Origin of the sequence: Parafrankia irregularis (assembly GCF_001536285.1) — a bacterium.
Taxonomy (GTDB): Bacteria; Actinomycetota; Actinomycetes; order Frankiales; family Frankiaceae; genus Parafrankia; species Parafrankia irregularis.
Genome location: NZ_FAOZ01000005.1, coordinates 256,121 through 275,617, shown reverse-complemented (window position 1 = coordinate 275,617; position 19,497 = coordinate 256,121). Strand labels below are relative to the sequence as shown.

Below are 19,497 nucleotides of genomic sequence, written 5' to 3'. Positions count from 1 at the left end.
TGCGTGCGGTGCCTCGTCACGGGGGCGATGACACAGGGGAACGGGTGCTCGGGGGCAGTCGACGCACCCGGGGACATGGTGTTCAGGGGCATCGAACCACCTGCCCGCAGTAGGTCAGGCCGGCGCCGAAGCCGAACAGCAGTACCGGGTCTCCCGAGACCACCTCGCCGGCTTCCATCATCCGGTCAAGTGCGAGGGGGATGCTGGCTGCGGACGTGTTGCCGGAGTCCACCACATCGCGGGCGATCGGCACGTCGGGCACGCCGAGGCCGCCGGCGAGCGCCTCGACAATACGCAGGTTTGCCTGGTGCGGCACGATCGCGGCGAGATCCTCGGGCGCGATTCCGGCCCGTTCGCAGACCGTGCGCAAGGTGGGGACCAGCGAGATAGCCCAGCGGAACACCGCCGGGCCCTCCATCCGGAAGGCGTTGTCACCGCGCCCGGGAACCTGGATCGCCTCCGGCCGCGAGCCGTCGTGCCCCCAGACGGCCGGGCCGATCCGGTCGGCGTCGGCCGGGCCGATCACGACCGATCCGGCGCCGTCCGCCAGCAGGATGCAGGTGGAGCGGTCGCTCCAGTCCGTGTAGTCGGAGAGCCTTTCCGTCGCGACGACCAGGACGTGCCGCGCGCTGCCGGCCCGCACCATGTCGGCGGCGGTGGAGACCGCGTAGCAGAAACCGGCGCAGCCGCCGTTGATGTCGAAGGTGCCGGCGCTGGACGCACCGAGACGAGCGGCGATCTGTGGCGCGGTTCCCGGGATCTGTGACGGCGCGGTACAGGTCGCGCCGATGACGGCGTCGACGTCCGCGGCCGCCAGCCCCGCGGCGGCCAGCGCCTTCTCCGCGGCGTTGGCGCCCATCACGACCGTCGACTCCTCGCTGTCGGCGATGCGCCGCGTCGCGATGCCGGTCCGGGTCTGGATCCACGCGTCGGAGGTGTCGACCTGGCGGGTGAGGTCGTCGTTGGTGACCAGCCGGGCCGGCCGGTAGGTACCCAGCCCCAGCATTCCCGCGCCGGTCATGAGCTCGCCCCGACCAGCGGGGCCGCCTGGGCGGGCACCGCCGCGGCGGCGGGCAGGTGCTCGGCGACGAGCTCGCGGGCCGCGTCGAGATCTGCCGGTGTCTTCACCGCGACGATCTTCGCTCCACGCAGCTCACGGCGGGCGATGCCGGCCAGCGTCCCGGCGGGCGGAAGCTCGATCACCGCGGTGACGCCGGCTTCCCGCATGGCGGCGAGGCACAGGTCCCACCGCACCGGCGCGGCGACCTGGGTGACCAGCCGGGCGACCAGGTCGGCTCCGTCGTGGACGAGTGCGCCGTCCGCGTTGGAGAGCTGGCCGAGTGCCGGCGTACCGGGCTGGATTCCCGGGGCGACGGCGCGCAGCGCGTCGCGGGCGGGCGCCATGTGCTGGGTGTGGAACGCGCCGGCGACTGACAGCGGACGCAGCTTCGCTCCGGGGGGCGGGGTGTCGGCAAGCCGGGTGAGATCCGCCAGGGTGCCGGCGGCGACGATCTGCCCGGCGCCGTTGCGGTTCGCGGCGGTCAGGCCCAGCGCCTCCACCGCGGTGGCGATCTCCTCCGGGTCACCGCCGAGCAGCGCGGTCATGCCGGTCGGCGTCCGCGCCGAGGCCTCGGCCATCGCGCGGCCACGCAGCCCGACGAAGAGCAGGGCGGCCTCCGGGGTGAGGGACCCGGCGATCGCGGCGGCGGTGATCTCGCCGACGCTGTGCCCGGCGACCAGCGCCTGCCCGCCGGCGGCGATGGCCGGCGATGCCGGCAGCAGGCCGAGCCGCTCGGCGGCCAGCAGGCCGTTCGCGACGATCAGTGGCTGGGCGACGGCGGTGTCCCTGATGGTGTCCGCGTCTGCTTCGCAGCCGAGGTCGATGAGGTCCAGCCCGGCCGCGGTGGAGTACCAGCGGAGCCGGGACTCGACGCCGTCGAGCTCCAGCCATGGACGTAGCTGTCCAGGCGTCTGAGCACCCTGTCCCGGTGCGAGGATCGCGAGCACGTATCCACCTAACCCCGTGTGGCCGGTCGTTGTCGCTGGTGACGAGTCACCGATGTCTCGTCAGCTCATTGTGGATGCCCTACAAAGGGCCGGCGCCGACGGTACGTTAGTCCTGGTGCGGGTCACCTGGTTGTAATGCGGTGACCCGGCAGTAAATCTGCTTGCTGTGACCGTTGTCGCACCGCCGGCGCCAGCCGGTTGGGGCGGTCACGGACGGGGTCGTGGTCCGGGGCGATCTGTAGGTTGCGCACCGTCGAGACGGCCGAGAACAAGGGCGATGTGCAGGACGAATCGCTCCCGGTGATCGGCCGGGTCGAGCCCGCAGAGATCCGCGGCCTTGCGTAGTCGGTAACGCACCGTGTTGGGGTGAAGGTAGAGGGCCCGGGCGGTCGCCTCCAGCGACGCGCCGTAGTCGAGGTATGCGCCGGCGGTCTCCAACAGCGGGCTGCCGGCGTTTTGTAGCGGCAGATACACCTTTCGGATGAGGCTCTGGCGCGCCTCCGGATCGCCGGCCAGGGCCAGCTCGGGCAGCAACGCGCTCGCCGAGACCGGGCGCGGCGCGGCGGGCCAGGCGCCGACGACATCCGCGGCGGCGAGCGCCGCGCGGGCGCAGTCCGGGGCTCCGGTGAGATCCGCGGCGATCGGCCCGACCACCACCGGGCCGGGGCCGCACGACGGCAGCAGGGCCCGGCCGGCGTCGAGTGCGGTCTCGGCGCCGCCGTGGCCGGCGCCACCACCCGAGGCGCCCGAGGTGCCCGAGCCACCGGCTGCGCCGTCCGCCGGGCCGGCTCCGGTACCGCCCGCCGCGGCGGAGGCGGCGTGGGAATCCCCGCCGGCCGGGCCGAAGGCCCCGCCGACCACCATCACGAGCCGGTTGTGGTGCACACCGGCGAGCACTTCGAGCCCGGCGGCCCGCGCTCGCCGGTGGACCTCGTCCACCGCGGCCTCCGGGGACGTCGGCGGTGCCGGACCGACCACGACGGTGACCGCCGGTGGGTTGCGCCAGCCGACCGCCGCGGCCCGGGACGGCAGGCTGCGGTCGACATCGCCGCGCACGACCTGGTCGACGACCAGGGCCTCGAGCCGTGCGTCCCAGGCCCCGCGTTCCTCGGCGGCCCGCGCGTAGACCACCGCGCCGGCGAAGGCGATGTCCCTGGAGTAGCGCAGGACGTCCGCAAGCAGGTACTGCTCGTGCTCCGGCCCGGCGAGGGCGGGTACCTCCACCTCGATCGCCTCGACGGCGACCCGCACCAGGTCCACGAGGCGGCGGAAGGTGACCGCGCGGACCAGCTCGCGGGGCGCCACCCGGAAGACGTCGCCGGACAGTTCCCGGGCATGCTCGGGGCGCCGGCACCAGGCCACGAAGGAGGAGATCCCGGCCTGCACGACCAGCTGGATGTCAGCGCGGTGGCGCGCGGACATCCCCGGATACCAGGGAAGCACCTCGGTCATCCGGGCCGCGGCCCGGGCCGCGAGATGCCCGCTGGCCCGCTCGACCCGGCGGATCACCTCGTCGGTCGTCCCACGGGCGTGCGCCGGCCCGCCGCCGGAGGCGCCCGCCGCTCGCCGCTCGCCGCTCGCCGCGCTGCTGCCGTCACCGCCGTCGGCGTCGCTGTCGGGTTGCCAGGCCGGTGTGGTCACGTGACCAGGGCCCGCGGTGGACGACACCGGGGTGGACGAGGAGAAGGACGCAGAAGTCGCGGGGGAGAGCGACGGCGGCAGCAGTGGCGGCTCCGCCAGGGGTTCGTCGGCCCGCACACCTGCGGACGGGGCGCGGTCGAGTGCGGCGGCCGGGCCGAGCCTGCTGCCCGGGGACGCCTCGCCTACCTCGCCTGCCTTGTCGACCGCCACGACATCCAGGATGACATGCCGTCAGAGCTGGTCGGAGTAAGTGGCTGCCCAGTCATGCACCCGTGCGACGTAGGCCCGGGTCTCGTCGAAGTCCGGGATGCCCCCAGCGGTGCGGACGGCGACCGGGCCGGCGTTGTAGGCGGCGAGGATCAGCGAGATGCGGTCGCCGGGAAGATCTGCCAGGGACTCGGCGAGGTGGGCCTCGTAGTTCGCGGCGGACGGGATCGCGTCCCGTGGTTCCAGCGGATCGGCCAGCCCGTCGCCGCTGCCGTCGACGCCGAACTGCGCCCAGGTCGTGGGCAGGAACTGCATCATTCCGCGGGCGCCGGCGTGCGACACGGCCCGCGGGTCGAAGCTGCTCTCCACCCTGGCCTGGGCGGCGAGCTGGGCCGCCGTCAGCACTCCGTAGGTGGCGGCGGCGGCCTGGAAAACCGGAACGAGGTCGGCGGGCACGTCCTCGAAGGACCGGTCGAAGATGTGGCTGCAGCCCGAGAGCAGGGAGATCACGATGATGGTGATCAGAACCGCGGGGGCAGGTGCGCGCCGGATCATGCCCCTCATTGTCGGTTCCGCCTCGGCGATGTGTCCGTGTGGTCGGGAACTTTCGGGTTACAGCCGTGGCACGGCAGCAGGCGGCTCGGCGCACGTCTGCCCGGCGCACGTCTGCCCTGCGCACGTCTGCCTTGCGTGCATCGCGCCGGCACCTGTCGCGCCGGCCGGCGTCGACGCGGCGGAACGACACCCTCACTCGACAAGGCGGGTCCGCAGCGAGTGCAGGTCGGCCTCGGTGACCCCGGCGTGCAGCGCCCATGCCGTCGGCCCGCCCCAGATCCGGTCGACGGCTTCGAGGAAGCCGCGCATCACCTCCGGTCGGCAGCTCAGACTGTCCACCGTGATCGCGTTGTCGGTCCGGCGGTAGGAGGGGCGTCGCGCCAGCCGCGCGTCGACCAGCGCGATCCGTTCGTTGGTCAGCGTGTAGTCGCTGATGATCGATTCCCGGTCGACCCCGACGATGTCGAGCACGAGCGCGGCCAGCACGCCCGTGCGGTCCTTGCCCGCCGCGCAGTGGAACAGCGCCGGCCCGGTCGTCGGCTGGGCGAGCAGGCGGACGGCGCGTGCCGCGGCGTCCCCGGCCAGCCGCAGGTAGCCCAGGTAGCGCTCGACCCGAGCGGCCGAGTCGAGATCCACGACGATGGCCGCGTGCCGCGGGTCGCCCGGCATCACCCACTGGCCCGGCAGGAACGAAAGGTGGTGGTAGACGACGCTCTCGAACTCCAACGGCCCGCGCCCCTCGTGCGCCACCTCCTCCTCGGCCCGCAGGTCGAGAACGGTGCGCAGGCCGAAGGTCTGGCGCAGCCGCACCACATCCGCCGGGGTGAGCTCCTGCAGCGTGTCGCTGCGCAGGAGCACACCGCGGCGGGTCAGCCTGCCACTGGATGTCGGCATCCCGCCGAGGTCACGGGTGTTGTCGGCGCCTGCGAGATCGAACCACCGATGCACCCGTTGATCATAGAGCCATTCTCGTCGCCGTTCTGGCCTCGTGGCAGGCCTGACCCTGGCCTGTGGGAGGGAACAGGCCCTACAGGTCGGCCCGTGGGGCGCCCGGCTCGGGTTCGGGCTTTCGCGGCGAGACGATCGGGGGGCGCGCTTCGGAGACGCGGCCGTCCGACGCGTCGATGGGGCGCGCCGGGACGCCGGCCACGACGAGCCCCGGCCGTACGTCCTCGGTGACGACGGCGCCCGCGCCGACGACCGCGCCGGCACCGATCCGGGTGCCGCGCACGACACTCGCCTGCATGCCGACCCATGCTTCGGGGGCCACCTCGACCGCGCCACCGAGACGGGCGCCCGAGGCGACGGTCGTGTAGTCGCCGAGGCGGCAGTCGTGGGCCACCCCGGCGCCGATGTCGACGACCACGTGCCGGCCGGTCTCGATGTTGGTCGTGAGGCTGGCGAGCGCGCAGACGATGGTTCCGGGCCCGAGCTTGACGTCGCCGCCGAGGTAGGCACGGGGGTGGACGAGGGTCGCCGGGCGGCGGCCACAGGCGCTCGCGTAGCGGTCGATGCGTGCGCGCGACGCACCGGCGGCGACACCGATCAGGTAGTCGGCCTCCAGCCGGGTCAGCAGGTCGAGCCCGCCGAGCACCGCGGTTCCGCGCCGCGCGAGTGGGTCGGGGTCGACCTCGCCGTCGTCGAGAAACCCCAGGAAGCGGTAGACATCCTCGGCGGCGGCGGCGTTGATCGCCTCGACGAGGTCCAGGAGCTCGCGGCCGTGACCGCCGGCTCCCACGATGACGAGCTGGCGTCGGTCGTCGGACACGGGGCGACCGTAGAGCGATGACCGCTCTCGTTCAATCGGACACTCTGAGTAGTCAAAGTGCGAGTGAAGATGCCGTTCGTGCGCATCGGGTGGACGTGTCGGGCCGGTCGGGATGCGCTTCTCGGGAATGGTGCCGCCGCGCTACTACTATGAGTGTTCGGTCGACTTCTTATGGTGTCCAGATATGCGCGGGGCTGGTTGACCTCAGGGCCCAGGCGCTTCGCAGGGAGTGATCCGGACGATGCAGGTGGGACGCGTGGAACCGGTGGGGCGGGCTCGGTGAGGGTCGTGGTGACCGGCGGTGCCGGCTTCATCGGCGCCCACCTGACCAGGGCGCTGCTCGCCCGCGGCTGCGAGGTGGTCGTCGTTGACGACCTGAGCACCGGTGCCCGGTCGAACCTGACCGGGCTGTCGGTGAAGCTCGTCCTGGGCAGCGTCACCGACCGGGAGCTCATGGAGGAGGCCTGCACCGGGGCCGCCAGCATCGTGCACCTGGCGGAGCGGCCGTCCGTCGAGAGATCGCTGCTCGACCCGCTGGCCACCCACCACGTCAACGCGACGGGCACGCTCACCGTGCTCGACGTCGCGCAGCGCAGCGAGACGCACGCCGTGATCGTGTCCTCGTCGGCGGTCTACGGCGACCGTGACGGCCGCCCCTGTGCCGAGTCCGATCCGCCCTGGCCGTGCAGCCCGTACGCGGCCAGCAAGCTGGCCGCCGAGGCCTACGCGCTCGGCCACCAGGCGAGTTTCGGGCTCCCCGTGCTGGTCGTGCGGCTGTTCAACGTCTACGGCCCGAACCAGTCGGCCCGGGCGGCGCATGCCGCCGTGATTCCGTCGTTCATCGACGCGGCGCTGCGCGGCCGTCCGCTGAACGTGCACGGCGACGGACGTCAGACCAGGGACTTCACCTATGTGGGCGCGGTCGCCGAGCTGCTCGCGGAGGCGGCCTGGCGCCGGATGACCCACCCCGGGCCGGTCAACCTCGCCTTCGGGAGCAGGACGGACCTGCTGTCGCTGGTCGGCCACCTGGAGGTGGTCCTCGGGCGTCGGCTGGAGGTCGCCCACAGTGCTCCCCGCACCGGGGACATCCGCCACTCGCGCGCCAACACGGACGTCATGCGGTCGCTTTTCGGTGCTGTCGAGGGCCAGGACCTGCGTGCGAGCCTTGCCGCGACGGCCCACTGGCACCGGGCCCGCCTGCATGAGAGCGCGGCCGGCACGACTCGCGTTGTCGGTGGCCCGCGCCGCTGATCGATCTACCGCGCCGGGCTCCCGTCTCCCGCTCCCGCCGGCTCGGGAGCAGCCGTCCGTTCGGGGGTGGCCGGCCGCCGGGGCGCCGGGATGCCGAGCCCGTGCTCCGCGACGTGTGGTTCGCAGACGTGTGGTTCGAAACGGCGCGGGTTGGCGGCGAGCGTGTCCGCGGCGAGCTGGTCGGCGGTGTGGTGGCTGGCGGTGTGGTAGCTGGTGGCGAGCTCGGCGAGGGCGGCGCGCAGCACGTCCGGTTCGGCGTACGGGTCGACGGACCAGGCGTTCGCCGGGTCCAGCGGTGGCACCGGGACCTGTGAGATCAGCGGGTGACGCGGTCGGGTGTCGAGCTCGTCGGCGCCGAGCAGATCCTCGTGCAGCTTCTCGCCCGCGCCGAGGCCGGTGTACACGATGCCGACCGGCTTGGGTGCCCGCAGCGCGAGCCGGCGGGCGACGTCCGCGATACGGACCGGTTCCCCCATGTCGAGGACGAGTGCCTCGCCGGGCGAGCCCAGCGCCGCGGCCTGCAGGACGAGCTGGACGGCTTCCTGGATGGTCATGAAGTACCGGGTGACCTCCGGGTCGGTGACGGTCAGCGGCCCGCCGGCGGCAAGCTGGCCCGCGAACACCGTCAGAACCGATCCGTTGCTGCCGAGCACGTTGCCGAAGCGGACGCTGACCAGCACGCCGGTGGCCCGTGCGGCGATGTGCGCGGTCAGCCGCTCGGTGATCCGTTTCGAGTAGCCGAGCACGCTTCCCGGGTTCGCGGCCTTGTCGGTCGAGATGTTGACGAGCCGCAGCACCCCGCTGGCCGCCGCGGCCTCCAGAACGTTCAGCGTTCCCCAGAGGTTCGTCTTGACGGATTCTCCGGGAAAGCGCTCCAGCAGGGGCAGATGCTTGAGGGCCGCCGCGTGGAAGACGACCTCCGGCCGACGCCGCTCGAACAGGCTGGTGATCAGATCGACGTCCCGGATGTCGGCGAGAACAGTGGAGTCGTCGTCGAGCATCGCCCGGCCATGCAGGGAGAGCTGGACCGCGCGCAGCGCGGACTCGTCACGGTCCAACATGATCAGCTCTGCTGGGTCGAACGCATGGATCTGTCGGCACAGCTCGGAACCGATCGATCCGCCCGCGCCGGTCACGAGCACCCGCCGGCCGGCCAGGTACGCCCTGGCGGCCGTCATGTCGGTCTGGACCTGGCGGCGCCCGAGCAGGTCGGCGAGGTCCAGGTCACGGATGTCGCCGACACCGACGGTGCCGTCGATCAGGTCGACGACCCGAGGGAGCACCTTCACGGCGAGCCCGGCCGACTCGGCGAGCGCGCTGATCTCCCGCAGCAGGGCGGCGTCGGCGCTCGGGATCGCCACGAGCAGCGTGCGGGCCGCCGTCGCCGCGGCTACGGCGGGGATGGCCTCCCTCCCGCCGCGGACCCGGACCCCGGAGAGCTGCAGGTTCCAGGTGCTGGGGTCGTCGTCGAGCAGCGCCACCGGTAGGTAGGGGCTGTCGGGTGTGCGCAGCATCGCGGCGATCACCAGCTGGCCGCCGTCGCCGACGCCGAAGACGATCACCGGCTCGGCGGCCTCCGGCGACGGCCGGCGCAGCCGCTCCTCGATCCGCCGCCACAGATAGCGGATGCCGAACATCAGTACCAGGGTCACCGCGCCGCCCAGCGGCGGGACGCTCAGCGGAATCGGGCGTGGTGAACCGAATGCGAGAACGACCGCCAGTACTCCGGCCACGGTGAGTGCAACCGCGATCACAATGCCCAGAATCTCGTCGAATCCGCCGAACCGGTACCGGCCGAGGTAAAGGTGCAGCGCGGTGCCCAGGAAGTGCAGCAGGCACAGCGCGAGAAAGAGAATGACCCAGAAGTCGGGGTCCGCGAGTGCGGCCGGATCCAGGTCGAGCCGTCCGACCTGTGCCGCGATGAGGCCGAATGCCAGCGAGCAGACGTCCAGAGCGATCTGCAGGCCGACACGTTGACGGAGATTGAGCCGCGACACGCGCTGTGCCAGGCCTGTCGTCCACAGACCGTGACGCGGCCCGTCTACTGTACGTCTCCACATGAGTCCACAGAGTAACTGTGGCTGTGGGTAAATGACCGACTACCAATTGGTAAGTTGCGTTTGCTGAGTGTCACGGTGAGTGTTCGGGTGAGCTTCCCGGGAAGGCGGTCGACGAGTGGAACTGCGCGAATATGTGCACGTCCTGCGTCGAAGTTGGTTGCTTGTGCTGGCGTGTGTGCTGCTGGGCGGTCTGCTCGCGGCGGCGACCAGCTGGCGTCAGACGAAGATGTACGCGGCCTCGGTGACGATGGTGGTCTCCTCCTCCGAGGAGGCCGCGAACGCAGCGAGCGCGTACCAGGGCGGGCTACTCTCGCAGCAACGGGTCAAGTCGTACGCCAACCTCGTCGCCAGTGAGCGGGTCGCGAGTGATGTGATCGCCCGGCTCCACCTGGCGGAAAGCCCTGCCGCTCTGAGCGCGCGGATCGAGGCACAGGCCGTGCCGGACACCGTCCTGCTGCGGGCGGTTGTGCATGACGCCGACCCCCAGCGGGCGAAGTCGATCGCGGACAGTGTCGGCGAGGCCTTCTCCGCGGCGGTCGAGCGGATCGAACGGCCGGCCGAAGACGAGCCACCGTCGGTGCATGTGAGGGTGTGGGAACGAGCCAAGGTGCCGACCGCACCGATCTCTCCGCAGCCCGTCCGCAACGTGGCCATCGGCCTGTTCCTGGGCGTGATCGTCGGGATTGCCGCCGGCATCGGCCGGCACCGTCTCGACACCAGCATCGGCGGGGACTCCGACGCGAGCGTGATCACGGGCGCCGCGACCCTCGGCATGATCGGCTACGACTCGGATGCCGGCCGCCACCCGTTGATCGTCCACCTCAGTCCTCACTCGCGGCGCGCGGAGGCTTTCCGCCAGCTCCGTACCAACCTGCAGTTCGTCAACATCGACACCGGCCCGCGGTCGATCCTGGTGACCAGCTCGGTCGCGCAGGAGGGCAAGAGCACGACCGTCTGCAACCTCGCGATCGCCCTCGCCCAGGGCGGGGCGCGCGTGTGCCTGGTCGAAGGCGACCTGCGGCGACCGTCCTTCGGTGAGTACCTGGGAATCGAGTCCGCGGCGGGGCTGACGTCGGTGCTGATCGGCGCCGCGGAGCTGGACGACGTGCTCCAGCCCTGGGGCGAGGGCCGGGTTGGTGACGGACGGATCGAGATTCTGCCCAGCGGCCCCGTCCCGCCGAACCCGAGTGAGCTGCTCGGCTCGCGCAACATGGCGGAGCTGCTCGAGGTTCTCGACAGTCGCTTCGACATCGTCCTGATCGACACGCCGCCCCTGCTGCCGGTGACGGACGCCGCCGTTCTGGCCACCCGTGTGGATGGTGCGCTGCTCGTCGCCCGTACCGGCCGGACGCGCCGTGAGCAGCTGCGCCGGGCGGTCGGGGCGCTGCGGGCAGTGGACGCGAACCTGCTCGGCACCGTGCTCACGATGATGCCGACAAAGGGCGCCAACTCTCACTACTACGGCGACTACGAGATCTATGCCCCGCATCCTCGGCACCTGCGTTCCCGCGGGGAGGCCGGCATCCCGAACGAGTTGTCGCCCGCCATCCCGGCCCAGGGCCGGGTTCGGGCCACCTCCGCGGCGGGCACGTCGTCGTCCGACGGCAGGCCGGCCGACAGCAGGCCGGCCGACGGAGGGTCGTCCGACACCCGGGTGGCCGATGGCCGCGCCGCCAAGCCGACGGCGGCTGCGCGCAAGGCGGCGACCAGGGCCGCGGTCGAGGCTGACAGCCGGCTCGGCGGCCGTCGAGGCTCCCGATCAAAGCCGCGTTCGGCCCCGGAGCCGTCCACGCAGTCAGCGACGTCGGCGGCGGCGGAGGGGACGGATCAGGTGAGCGCCGAGGATTCCCCGGCGGTCGAGATCGCCGCGCAACGGCAGCCGGATGAACCCACGGCACCGCTGGCCTACGGCACGGCCGACTATCCGGACCACCCGGCGGGCCGGTGACGGAGCCGCCGACGGGGGGAGCGGAGCAGCCGTCCGCGCCGTCGGCACTGCCGGCGGCGCGGACCGCGCCGCCGGTGCGGGAGACGGCAAGGCCCGCAGGGGAGCCGGTGGGAGGGGATGGCCCCGGACGCCCGAGAGGCGGCCGGGGCCGACTGCAACACCCGCGGCGACGGTTCATCCTGGCCGCCGCTTTGCTTGCCGTGGTGGTGTCTGCCGGTGCCTGGGTGGGTGTGCGCGGACTGCTCGCCCGGTCGCAGCTGGAGGCCGCCCGGGCCCAGATCACCGGGCTGCAGTCCGCGCTTTCGGGCGGCGCTGTCCCCGGGGCGGCGGACCTGCGCCGAACAATGGACGAGATCGTCGCGCGGACGAACTCGGCCCGGTCACTGACGTCCGACCCGCTGTGGTCGCTGGCCGGGCATCTCCCGTTCGCGGGCTGCCCGCTGCGTTCCAGTGCAGCGCTCGCCGCCGCGCTGGACGGGGTGGCGACGAACGCGCTGGGGCCGGTCGTCGAGCTGGGGAACCGGTTGGACCCCAGCACCCTGCGGTCGGGTACGGCGATCAACGTGACGGCGCTGGCCTCGGCCCGGGCTCCCGCCGAGCGGGCGCGCGTGGCGGTCACCTCGTTCGAGAACGCGGTGCGGCGGGTGTCGCCCTGCGACGGCCTCGGTGATCAGCTGGGCGTCGACGCGGCCCGGAGCGAGGCGGCCGCGACCGGCGAGAAGCTGCACGGCGTCCTGGACAGCCTGGTGCTCGCCACCCGGCTGGGCCCGGATCTGCTCGGCGCGAGCGGGCAGCGCCGCTACCTGCTGGTTGTGCAGAACCCGGCCGAGTCACGTGCGAACGGCGGCATCATCGGCGGGTTCGGCGTGCTGACGGCCACCCGTGGCCGGCTCGAGCTCGACGACATCTCCGGTAACGGGAACCTGCCGGGCGGTCCGACACAACTGCGACCGGCCATGAAACTGCCCGCGGAGTTCGCGACCCGCTACGGCCAGTTCTGGCCGGCCCGGGTGTGGGCGAACGCGAACCTCACGCCGGACTATCCGACGGCGGGGCAGCTCTACTCCGCGCTCTACCGGTCTGGTACGGGTAAGGCGGTGGACGGGACGATCAGCCTCGACCCGACGACCCTGGCCTACCTGCTGGCCGTGACCGGCCCGGCGGTCCTGCCGGACGGCCAGACGGTGCGGGCCGATCAACTGGTCGAACTGGTCGAGTCCCGGGTCTATGCGCAGATCGACGATGTCCACCGGCGCGACGAGTTCTTCGCCTCGGTCGGGGAGGCCGTTTATCAGGCTGTGGTCACCGGCGGGGGTTCCGCGGGTGACACCGCGAAACTCCTCCGGGCGTTGGCGCGTGCCGCCGGCGAAGGGCGCCTGCTGGTGTCAAGTAACCACGCCGAGGAGGAGGCGACGCTTTCGACGACCGCACTCGGTGGGGCACTGCTGGATGTTCCCGGGCCTTTCCTGGGAGTGGTGACCCAGAACGCGTCGGCGAGCAAGCTCGACTTCTGGCTACGGCGCAGTACCGAGTACCGCATCGACCGCCGGCCGGACGGAACCGGACTTGCGACGATCACTGTTTCGCTGACGAACGCCGCACCGGAGGGTCTCAGCGATTACGTCCGCAACCGCGGAGACGTCGACATCCCCGGCTGGCGTAATGAAGGGGCGCAGAACAACATCTGGATCTCCCTCTATACCGGGCGCGGGAGCGTGCTCGTCGATGCCAGCGTCGACGGGAAGCCGATCTCGCTGGCGGTGGGGGAGGAGAAGGGGCGCCCAGTCCTGTCGAGCTATCTGACGGTTGACCGGGAGCAGACTCGGACGCTGCGGGTCCGGGTGCTGGAGCCTTCGGCCGGACCTGTGCTGACTCTCCGTAGTCAGCCTCTGACGTTTCCCGAGCGCCTCGTGGTAGAGGGGCTTCCTGTGGAGCGACCGTGGTCACGGAGAGTTATTGGATGACGGCTGCGGGTCGTAGACACGGAGAGTAACTCTCTGTAGTCTCCCCGTAGTCAATCATCCGACTGCTTGAACTGATCACCCGCAGGGAGAGTATCTGAATGAAGTTCCGAACTCTCGGCGTCGCGCTGGTAGCGGGCGGCGGGCTGGCGCTCGCTGCGCTGCCGGCTTCTCCGGCGACGGCATTCGATGACAAGGACAGACCCTACCCACCCGTCTCCTGTGCCGGAGACAGCGGGGAAGGTCATGTCACCAAATCCCTTCTCCTGTTGGGTGAGCACACGACCTTCAGTGGATGTGGATTCGCGCCTAACACATCAGTCGATATTCAGATCGACGGAGTCAGCACCATCTCGGCCTCCGTGAACGGCTCCGGGCTCTTTAGCCAGCAGATCACGCCCGGCACCGTGGGCACCCACATTCTCACTGGCGTGGGTGTGGCGGGCGGGCCCACGACGGCGTTCCCGGGCGCCGACGACGAGGAGTTCTCCGACTCGGCCGGCGGCGACACGTTCGCTGACCCGGCCGGCGACGAGTTCGACGACGGCTTCGGCGACGGCTTCGGTGACGGGTTCGACGACGGCTTCGACGACGAGGGCACGCCGCCGGCGGACGATCTGCCCGTCGACGGAGCATCGCTCGGCGGCCCGGACGTGGGCGGCCCGGTGGTCGACGTTCCGCCGACCACCAGCGACGTCCAGCCACCCGCCACGGTGGACAGCCCGGCCGAGGACTCGCCGGGTGGGCTCGCGTCCGTCGTCCATCCGTGGAAGAAGACCCGGGTCGTCACCGCCAAGGTCACCGTCATCGGTATCGGCCAGGGTGGGATCGACCCGATCGTGGCGGCTGATCTGATCAGCGACTGGGTCCGCTGGGGCCTGGACCACGACAAGGACCGGTTCAGGGACGGGAACGGTTCCTGCTTCGGTGACGGGTTCGACAAGGACCGCAACAAGGACTTCGACAAGGACCGCAACAAGGACTTCGACAAGGACCGCAACAAGGACTTCGACGACAAGAACATCCGCAACGACAAGGATTTCAACGACAAGGACCGCGTGCACCGTGACGGCCTTGCCGCCCCGGTGGTCACTCCGCTGGCCGACGGTGACAAGGACGGCCGCTTCAACGACAAGGACGGCCAGTTCAACGACAAGGATGGTCTGTTCAACGACAAGGACCGGCGCCGGGACGGTGACTGCATCATCGCTGGTGGAGTCGTCGGTGTGGGCGTCGGTGGAGCCGGGGTCGGTGCGGCTGGTGCCGGTGCTGGCGCTGGCGCTGGCGCGCTGCCCTTCACCGGTGTCGAGACCGGCGCGATGATGTCGATCGCGATCGCGCTGCTCGGTGGCGGTGTCCTGCTCCGGGTTGCCGCCCGGCGGCGTCGGCTGGCCGGCCGGGTGCAGGGCTGACCTGGACGGATAACCAGCGGGGACAGAGACCACATCCCCAGGGTGGAATGATCCAACCCGGCGACTGAGGACGATCGTCCGCAGCCGTGGCGCGGACACGCGGCCACGGGCCGTGGTCAGGACAACCGGAACCGTTGGTTGATTCACGGTGCATCCGGTGCCACCCATGAAAGGCACGGGCCGCCCGCGTAGAGCGCGGGCGGCCCGTCGCCATGCCAGCCGTCGCCGGTCAGCGACGATCAGCGGGAACCACGGCGCAGCGGATCGAACGGAGCCAGCTCGGCGGGCAGGCGCCCGTCGACGAGCGTCTCCGCCACCAGCCGGCCGGTGATCGGCCCCAGGGTGATGCCCCACATGCCGTGCCCCCCGGCCACATGTACCCGCGGCGAGAGCGTCGGCCCGATGAGGGGGAGCCCGTCCGGGGTGCATGGCCGTGGCCCCATCCACTCCAGGGCGCGGGCGTCGAGATCGACACCGCGCAGCAGCCTGCGCGCGGCCGTGACGATCGCGTCGATGCGGCGTGGGTCGGGCGGTGCGTCCGGTCGGCGGAACTCCATCATTCCGGCGACTCGCAGCTCGGCGCCGATCGGTGTGCACGCCACCCGGGCGCCGGGAAAGTAGAGCGGCCCGGTGGGCGGCTCCTTCACCGCGACGCTGAAGCTGTAGCCGCGTCCGGCCTGCACGACGGTCCGCACGCCGAACCGGGCCGCCAGCGGCGACAGCCAGGCCCCGCCCGCCAGCACCACCGCGTCGAACCGCACCGGCGGACTGGCATGGTCGGCCATGGTCAGCACCACCCGGGAGCCCAGGTCGATGACCTTGTCGACGGTGATGCCTTCCCGGATGACCCCACCGCGCTCGCGCACGGCATCGGCCAGCGCGGCCACGAACCGGCCGGGATCGCAGTAACGCTGGCCGTGGATCTGGATCACGTCGGTGATCTGGTCGGACAGCAGCGGTGCCAGGTCCCGGGCCGCCAGCGGGTCGAGATCCTCGGCGTCGACGGGCTGGCCGCAGTGGCGCACCTCGTCGAGCTCGGTGCGGAACGCCTCGGCGCCGGCCCGGTCCTGAAAACAGGCCAGGAACGGGGCGGCTGCCCTGGTCGGTGCCGCGACCCCGCCGTCGGCGAGCTCGTCGAAGGCTTCCAGGCTGCGCTGGGTGAGCGGAGAGAGGGCGCGCATCGCCCGGCGCCAGCGGGCCTGGGTGCTGTGCCGGACGAACCCGGCGAGGAAGCGGGCGAGAACGGGGTCGGCGGCGGGCGGCAGGAACACGGGGGAGTCCGGGCGCAGGAACATCCGCAGCCCGTAGCTCAGCACCGCCGGTTCGGGCAGTGGAGTGGCCAGACCCGGAGTGAGCCATCCGGCACTGCCCCAGGACGCACCGGCGCCGCCGTGCACCGGACCGGGCGTCACCCGGTCACGTTCGAGGACCGTGACGCCCACACCGCGTTCCTGCAGGTACCAGGCCGTGCAGAGGCCGACCATGCCGGCACCGACGACCGCCACCTGATCCGGGCGCGGATCAACAGACAAACCAGACGGGGGACGAGGGTCCACGCCCCAGATGTTCCCCCGCACGGGCGGTTCAGCCGTCCGGCCCGGGTGAGCTGGCCCAAAAGGGCCCGCCCACGGGCGGCGGCCGGCACGCTCCGTGCCTGTCGCCGCCCGTGGGCGGGGTTGTGCGGGTGCGGGTGCGACCGAGGCCGCGGCTGGCTACCGCTTGGTCAGGGCCCGCAGGTACTCGCGGTTGAGGTTGCCGATGCTGGTCAGCGGGATGCCCTTCGGGCAGGCGACGGTGCACTCGCCGGTGTTCGTGCACCCGCCGAAGCCCTCTTCGTCCATCTGCGCGACCATGTCGCGCACCCGGCTCTCGCGCTCCGGCGCGCCCTGCGGCAGCAGGTTGAGGTGGGTGACCTTGGCCGAGGTGAACAGCATCGCCGAGCCGTTCGGGCAGGCCGCCACGCAGGCACCGCAGCCGATGCAGGTCGCGTTGTCGAACGCGGCGTCGGCGATCGGCTTCGGCACCGGCGTCGCGTGCGCCTCGGGCGCGCTGCCGGTGACGACCGAGATGTAACCGCCGGAGCCGATGATCCGGTCGAAACCGGAACGGTCGACGACCAGGTCGCGCACCACCGGGAAGGCGGCCGCGCGCCACGGCTCGACGTCGATGACGTCGCCGTCGGCGAACTCGCGCATGTGGAGCTGGCAGGTGGTGGTCCGGTCCCGCGGGCCGTGCGCCTGGCCGTTGATGACCACGCCACACATGCCGCAGATGCCCTCGCGGCAGTCGTGGTCGAAGGCCACCGGGTCTTCGCCCTCGAGGATGAGCCGCTCGTTGAGCACGTCGAGCATCTCAAGGAACGACATGTCCGGGCTGACATCGGCCAGCTCGTAGGTGACCATGGCACCGCGGTCCTCCGGGCCGCGCTGCCGCCAGATCCGAAGGGTGAGGTTCACGGTCGGGGCTCCTTCGAGTGCTGTGTGGCTCGTCGCGCGGCATGCGGACGTCCGTGATCGCGCCGCCTGCGGCGCTGTGGAAGCGGATGGCAGGGAACAGGGGCAGGGGCGGATGCACAGGCGGCTGGTGCCCCCGGAGTCAGTGCCCCCGGAGTGATCCCCCCAGTGGCCTCCGGAGCTGGTGCCCCCGGAGTGGGTGCCCCCGGAGCCGGCCGCCACCATGCCGCCCCGACGGGGGCGGCCGGGCGACGGCCGGCAGCGAGGATCACGAGTAGTTGCGCTGGGCCAGGTGGACGTAGTCGAACTGGAGCGGTTCCCGGTGCAGCACCGGGGCCCCGCCCGTGTACTCCCACGCCGCCGCGTACGCGAAGTTCTCGTCGTCGCGCAGTGCCTCGCCGTCCGGGGTCTGGCTCTCCTCGCGGAAGTGCCCACCGCAGGACTCGGCGCGGTGCAGGGCGTCGATGCACAGCAGCTCGCCGAACTCGAGAAAGTCCGCGATCCGGTTCGCCTTCTCCAGCGACTGGTTCAGCTCGCCGGAGTCGCCCGGCACCTTCACCCGCCGCCAGAACTCCTCGCGAAGCTCCGGGATGCGGGAGAGCGCCTTGCGCAGGCCCGCCTCGGTGCGGCCCATGCCGCACTCGTTCCAGATGATGTCACCGAGCTCGCGGTGGAACGAGTCGGGCGTGCGATCGCCGTTGACTTCCAGCAGCCGGCCGAGCCGGCCGGTGACCTCACCGAGGACGGACGTCACCGCGGGGTCGTCCAGGCTGACCGAGCCCAGCTTGGTGCTGGCGATGTAGTTGCCGAGCATGGGGGGCAGCACGAAGTAGCCGTCGGCCAGGCCCTGCATGAGGGCGCTGGCGCCGAGGCGGTTCGCGCCGTGGTCGGAGAAGTTCGCCTCACCGATGACGAACATGCCCGGGATGGAGCTCTGCAGGTCGTAGTCGACCCACAGCCCGCCCATCGTGTAGTGGACGGCCGGGTAGATCCGCATCGGGACCTTGTACGGGTCCTCGCCGGTGATCCGGTCGTACATCTCGAACAGGTTGCCGTACTTCTCGCGGACCTTGTCCTCGCCCATGCGCTTGATCGCGTCGGCGAAGTCCAGGTACACACCGAGGCCACCCGGGCCGACACCGCGGCCGTCGTCGCACTGGTACTTCGCCGCACGCGACGCGATGTCACGCGGGACGAGGTTGCCGAACGCCGGGTAGATCCGCTCCAGGTAGTAGTCGCGCTCGGCCTCGGGGATCTGGTCGGGCGAGCGGGTGTCGCCCTTCTGCTTGGGCACCCAGATGCGGCCGTCGTTACGCAGCGACTCGCTCATCAGCGTGAGCTTGCCCTGGTACTCCCCGGAGCGGGGGATGCAGGTCGGGTGGATCTGCGTGTAGCAGGGGTTGGCGAAGTGCGCCCCGCGCCGGTGCGCCCGCCACGTCGCCGTGGTGTTGGACCCCTTGGCGTTCGTGGAGAGGAAGAAGACGTTGCCGTAGCCGCCGGTGGCGAGCACGACCGCGTCCGCCAGGTACGGCGTGATCTCGCCGGTGACCAGGTCACGGGCGACGATGCCACGGGCCCGGCCGTCGATGACGATCAGGTCGAGCATCTCGGTCCGGGGGTGCATCTCCACGTTGCCGGCGTCGATCTGGCGCGACAGCGCCTGGTAGGCGCCGATCAGCAGCTGCTGGCCTGTCTGGCCCCGGGCGTAGAACGTCCGCTGCACCTGCACACCGCCGAAGGAGCGGGTGTCGAGCAGGCCGGAGTACTCGCGGGCGAACGGCACACCCTGCGCGACGCACTGGTCGATGATCTGTGTCGAGATCTGGGCGAGCCGGTAGACGTTCGACTCGCGGGCGCGGAAGTCGCCGCCCTTGACCGTGTCGTAGAACAGCCGGTAGACGGAGTCGCCGTCGTTGCGGTAGTTCTTCGCCGCGTTGATGCCGCCCTGCGCGGCGATCGAGTGCGCGCGCCGGGGCGAGTCCTGGAAGCAGAACTGGATGACGTTGTAACCCTGCTCGGCCAGCGTCGCGCCGGCCGCGCCGCCGGCGAGGCCGGTGCCCACCACGATCACGGTGTGCTTGCGGCGGTTGGCGGGGTTGACCAGCTTGGCGGCGAACTTGCGGCGGTCCCAGCGGGTCTCGATCGGGCCGTCGGGTGCGGCGGTGTCGGCGATGTCGTCGCCGACCGTCCAGTAGGCGCTTCCGCCGGAGCCGAGAGACGTCGTCTCAGGCATC

Annotated in this window: 14 protein-coding genes; 4 read left to right on the top strand and 10 right to left on the bottom strand. The window is 71.5% G+C overall.

Features of this window, described 5'->3' with window-relative positions:
* Nucleotides 1-82 precede the first annotated feature (82 nt).
* The 6 genes from AWX74_RS10300 to AWX74_RS10275 all read right to left on the bottom strand — a co-directional run bounded on the left by AWX74_RS10300 (nt 83) and on the right by AWX74_RS10275 (nt 6,178).
* Nucleotides 83-1,021: a beta-ketoacyl-ACP synthase III gene (locus AWX74_RS10300; RefSeq protein ID WP_091274245.1), complete on the bottom strand. Its 939-nt coding sequence runs from the start codon at nt 1,019-1,021 to the stop codon at nt 83-85.
* Complete coding sequence (locus AWX74_RS10295) at nt 1,018-2,007, bottom strand: ACP S-malonyltransferase (protein ID WP_091274243.1); 990 nt, start codon at nt 2,005-2,007, stop codon at nt 1,018-1,020. The genes AWX74_RS10300 and AWX74_RS10295 overlap by 4 nt, the downstream gene beginning before the upstream one ends.
* Before the next feature lie 207 nt (nt 2,008-2,214).
* Nucleotides 2,215-3,858, bottom strand: a complete 1,644-nt coding sequence (locus AWX74_RS10290; protein WP_091274241.1) for a PucR family transcriptional regulator — start codon at nt 3,856-3,858, stop codon at nt 2,215-2,217.
* 21 nt (nt 3,859-3,879) lie between these two features.
* The gene (locus AWX74_RS10285) at nt 3,880-4,410 is read right to left on the bottom strand and encodes a lytic transglycosylase domain-containing protein (protein WP_091274239.1); all 531 of its coding nucleotides are present in this window, start codon (nt 4,408-4,410) and stop codon (nt 3,880-3,882) included.
* 192 nt (nt 4,411-4,602) lie between these two features.
* The gene (locus tag AWX74_RS10280) at nt 4,603-5,358 is read right to left on the bottom strand and encodes a tyrosine-protein phosphatase (protein WP_091274236.1); all 756 of its coding nucleotides are present in this window, start codon (nt 5,356-5,358) and stop codon (nt 4,603-4,605) included.
* Nucleotides 5,359-5,437: 79 nt separating this feature from the next.
* Nucleotides 5,438-6,178: a NeuD/PglB/VioB family sugar acetyltransferase gene (locus AWX74_RS10275; protein WP_091274233.1), complete on the bottom strand. Its 741-nt coding sequence runs from the start codon at nt 6,176-6,178 to the stop codon at nt 5,438-5,440.
* A gap of 279 nt (nt 6,179-6,457) precedes the next feature.
* Between AWX74_RS10275 and AWX74_RS10270 the strand changes: the two genes are divergently transcribed.
* Nucleotides 6,458-7,429 carry an NAD-dependent epimerase/dehydratase family protein gene (locus AWX74_RS10270; RefSeq protein WP_165615554.1) on the top strand — a complete coding sequence of 324 codons (972 nt, stop codon included), beginning with the start codon at nt 6,458-6,460 and terminating at the stop codon, nt 7,427-7,429.
* A 5-nt stretch (nt 7,430-7,434) separates the two neighbouring features.
* On the opposite strand, the gene AWX74_RS10265 is transcribed toward AWX74_RS10270, so the two are convergent.
* The gene (locus AWX74_RS10265; RefSeq protein ID WP_091274229.1) at nt 7,435-9,489 is read right to left on the bottom strand and encodes a nucleoside-diphosphate sugar epimerase/dehydratase; all 2,055 of its coding nucleotides are present in this window, start codon (nt 9,487-9,489) and stop codon (nt 7,435-7,437) included.
* 115 nt (nt 9,490-9,604) lie between these two features.
* On the opposite strand from AWX74_RS10265, the gene AWX74_RS10260 reads away from it, so the two are divergent.
* The 3 genes from AWX74_RS10260 (at nt 9,605) to AWX74_RS10250 (ending at nt 14,810) form a co-directional block, all read left to right on the top strand.
* A complete protein-coding gene (locus AWX74_RS10260) occupies nt 9,605-11,437 on the top strand; it encodes a tyrosine-protein kinase domain-containing protein (protein WP_091274224.1) in 1,833 nt (610 codons plus the stop codon).
* 224 nt (nt 11,438-11,661) lie between these two features.
* On the top strand, nt 11,662-13,401 hold the full coding sequence (locus tag AWX74_RS10255; RefSeq protein ID WP_242666166.1) for a DUF4012 domain-containing protein: 1,740 nt from the start codon (nt 11,662-11,664) through the stop codon (nt 13,399-13,401).
* A 98-nt stretch (nt 13,402-13,499) separates the two neighbouring features.
* Nucleotides 13,500-14,810 carry a hypothetical protein gene (locus tag AWX74_RS10250; protein WP_131799444.1) on the top strand — a complete coding sequence of 437 codons (1,311 nt, stop codon included), beginning with the start codon at nt 13,500-13,502 and terminating at the stop codon, nt 14,808-14,810.
* A 239-nt stretch (nt 14,811-15,049) separates the two neighbouring features.
* Here AWX74_RS10250 and AWX74_RS10245 read toward each other — a convergent pair whose 3' ends face one another.
* The 3 genes from AWX74_RS10245 to AWX74_RS10235 form a co-directional block, all read right to left on the bottom strand.
* A complete protein-coding gene (locus tag AWX74_RS10245; RefSeq protein ID WP_091274216.1) occupies nt 15,050-16,315 on the bottom strand; it encodes an NAD(P)/FAD-dependent oxidoreductase in 1,266 nt (421 codons plus the stop codon).
* A 207-nt stretch (nt 16,316-16,522) separates the two neighbouring features.
* Nucleotides 16,523-17,266: a succinate dehydrogenase/fumarate reductase iron-sulfur subunit gene (locus AWX74_RS10240; RefSeq protein ID WP_091274213.1), complete on the bottom strand. Its 744-nt coding sequence runs from the start codon at nt 17,264-17,266 to the stop codon at nt 16,523-16,525.
* Between the two features lie 265 nt (nt 17,267-17,531).
* Complete coding sequence (locus AWX74_RS10235; RefSeq protein ID WP_091274210.1) at nt 17,532-19,496, bottom strand: fumarate reductase/succinate dehydrogenase flavoprotein subunit; 1,965 nt, start codon at nt 19,494-19,496, stop codon at nt 17,532-17,534.
* Between the last annotated feature and the right edge of the window lies 1 nt (nt 19,497).

Bases quoted from the DNA above. Each gene is read 5' to 3' on its own strand.
- AWX74_RS10265 (WP_091274229.1), bottom strand. From the start codon at position 9,489: ATGTGGAGACGTACAGTAGACGGGCCGCGTCACGGTCTGTGGACGACA.
- AWX74_RS10235 (WP_091274210.1), bottom strand. From the start codon at position 19,496: ATGCCTGAGACGACGTCTCTCGGCTCCGGCGGAAGCGCCTACTGGACG.
- AWX74_RS10285 (WP_091274239.1), bottom strand. From the start codon at position 4,410: ATGATCCGGCGCGCACCTGCCCCCGCGGTTCTGATCACCATCATCGTG.
- AWX74_RS10250 (WP_131799444.1), top strand. From the start codon at position 13,500: ATGAAGTTCCGAACTCTCGGCGTCGCGCTGGTAGCGGGCGGCGGGCTG.
- AWX74_RS10300 (WP_091274245.1), bottom strand. From the start codon at position 1,021: ATGACCGGCGCGGGAATGCTGGGGCTGGGTACCTACCGGCCGGCCCGG.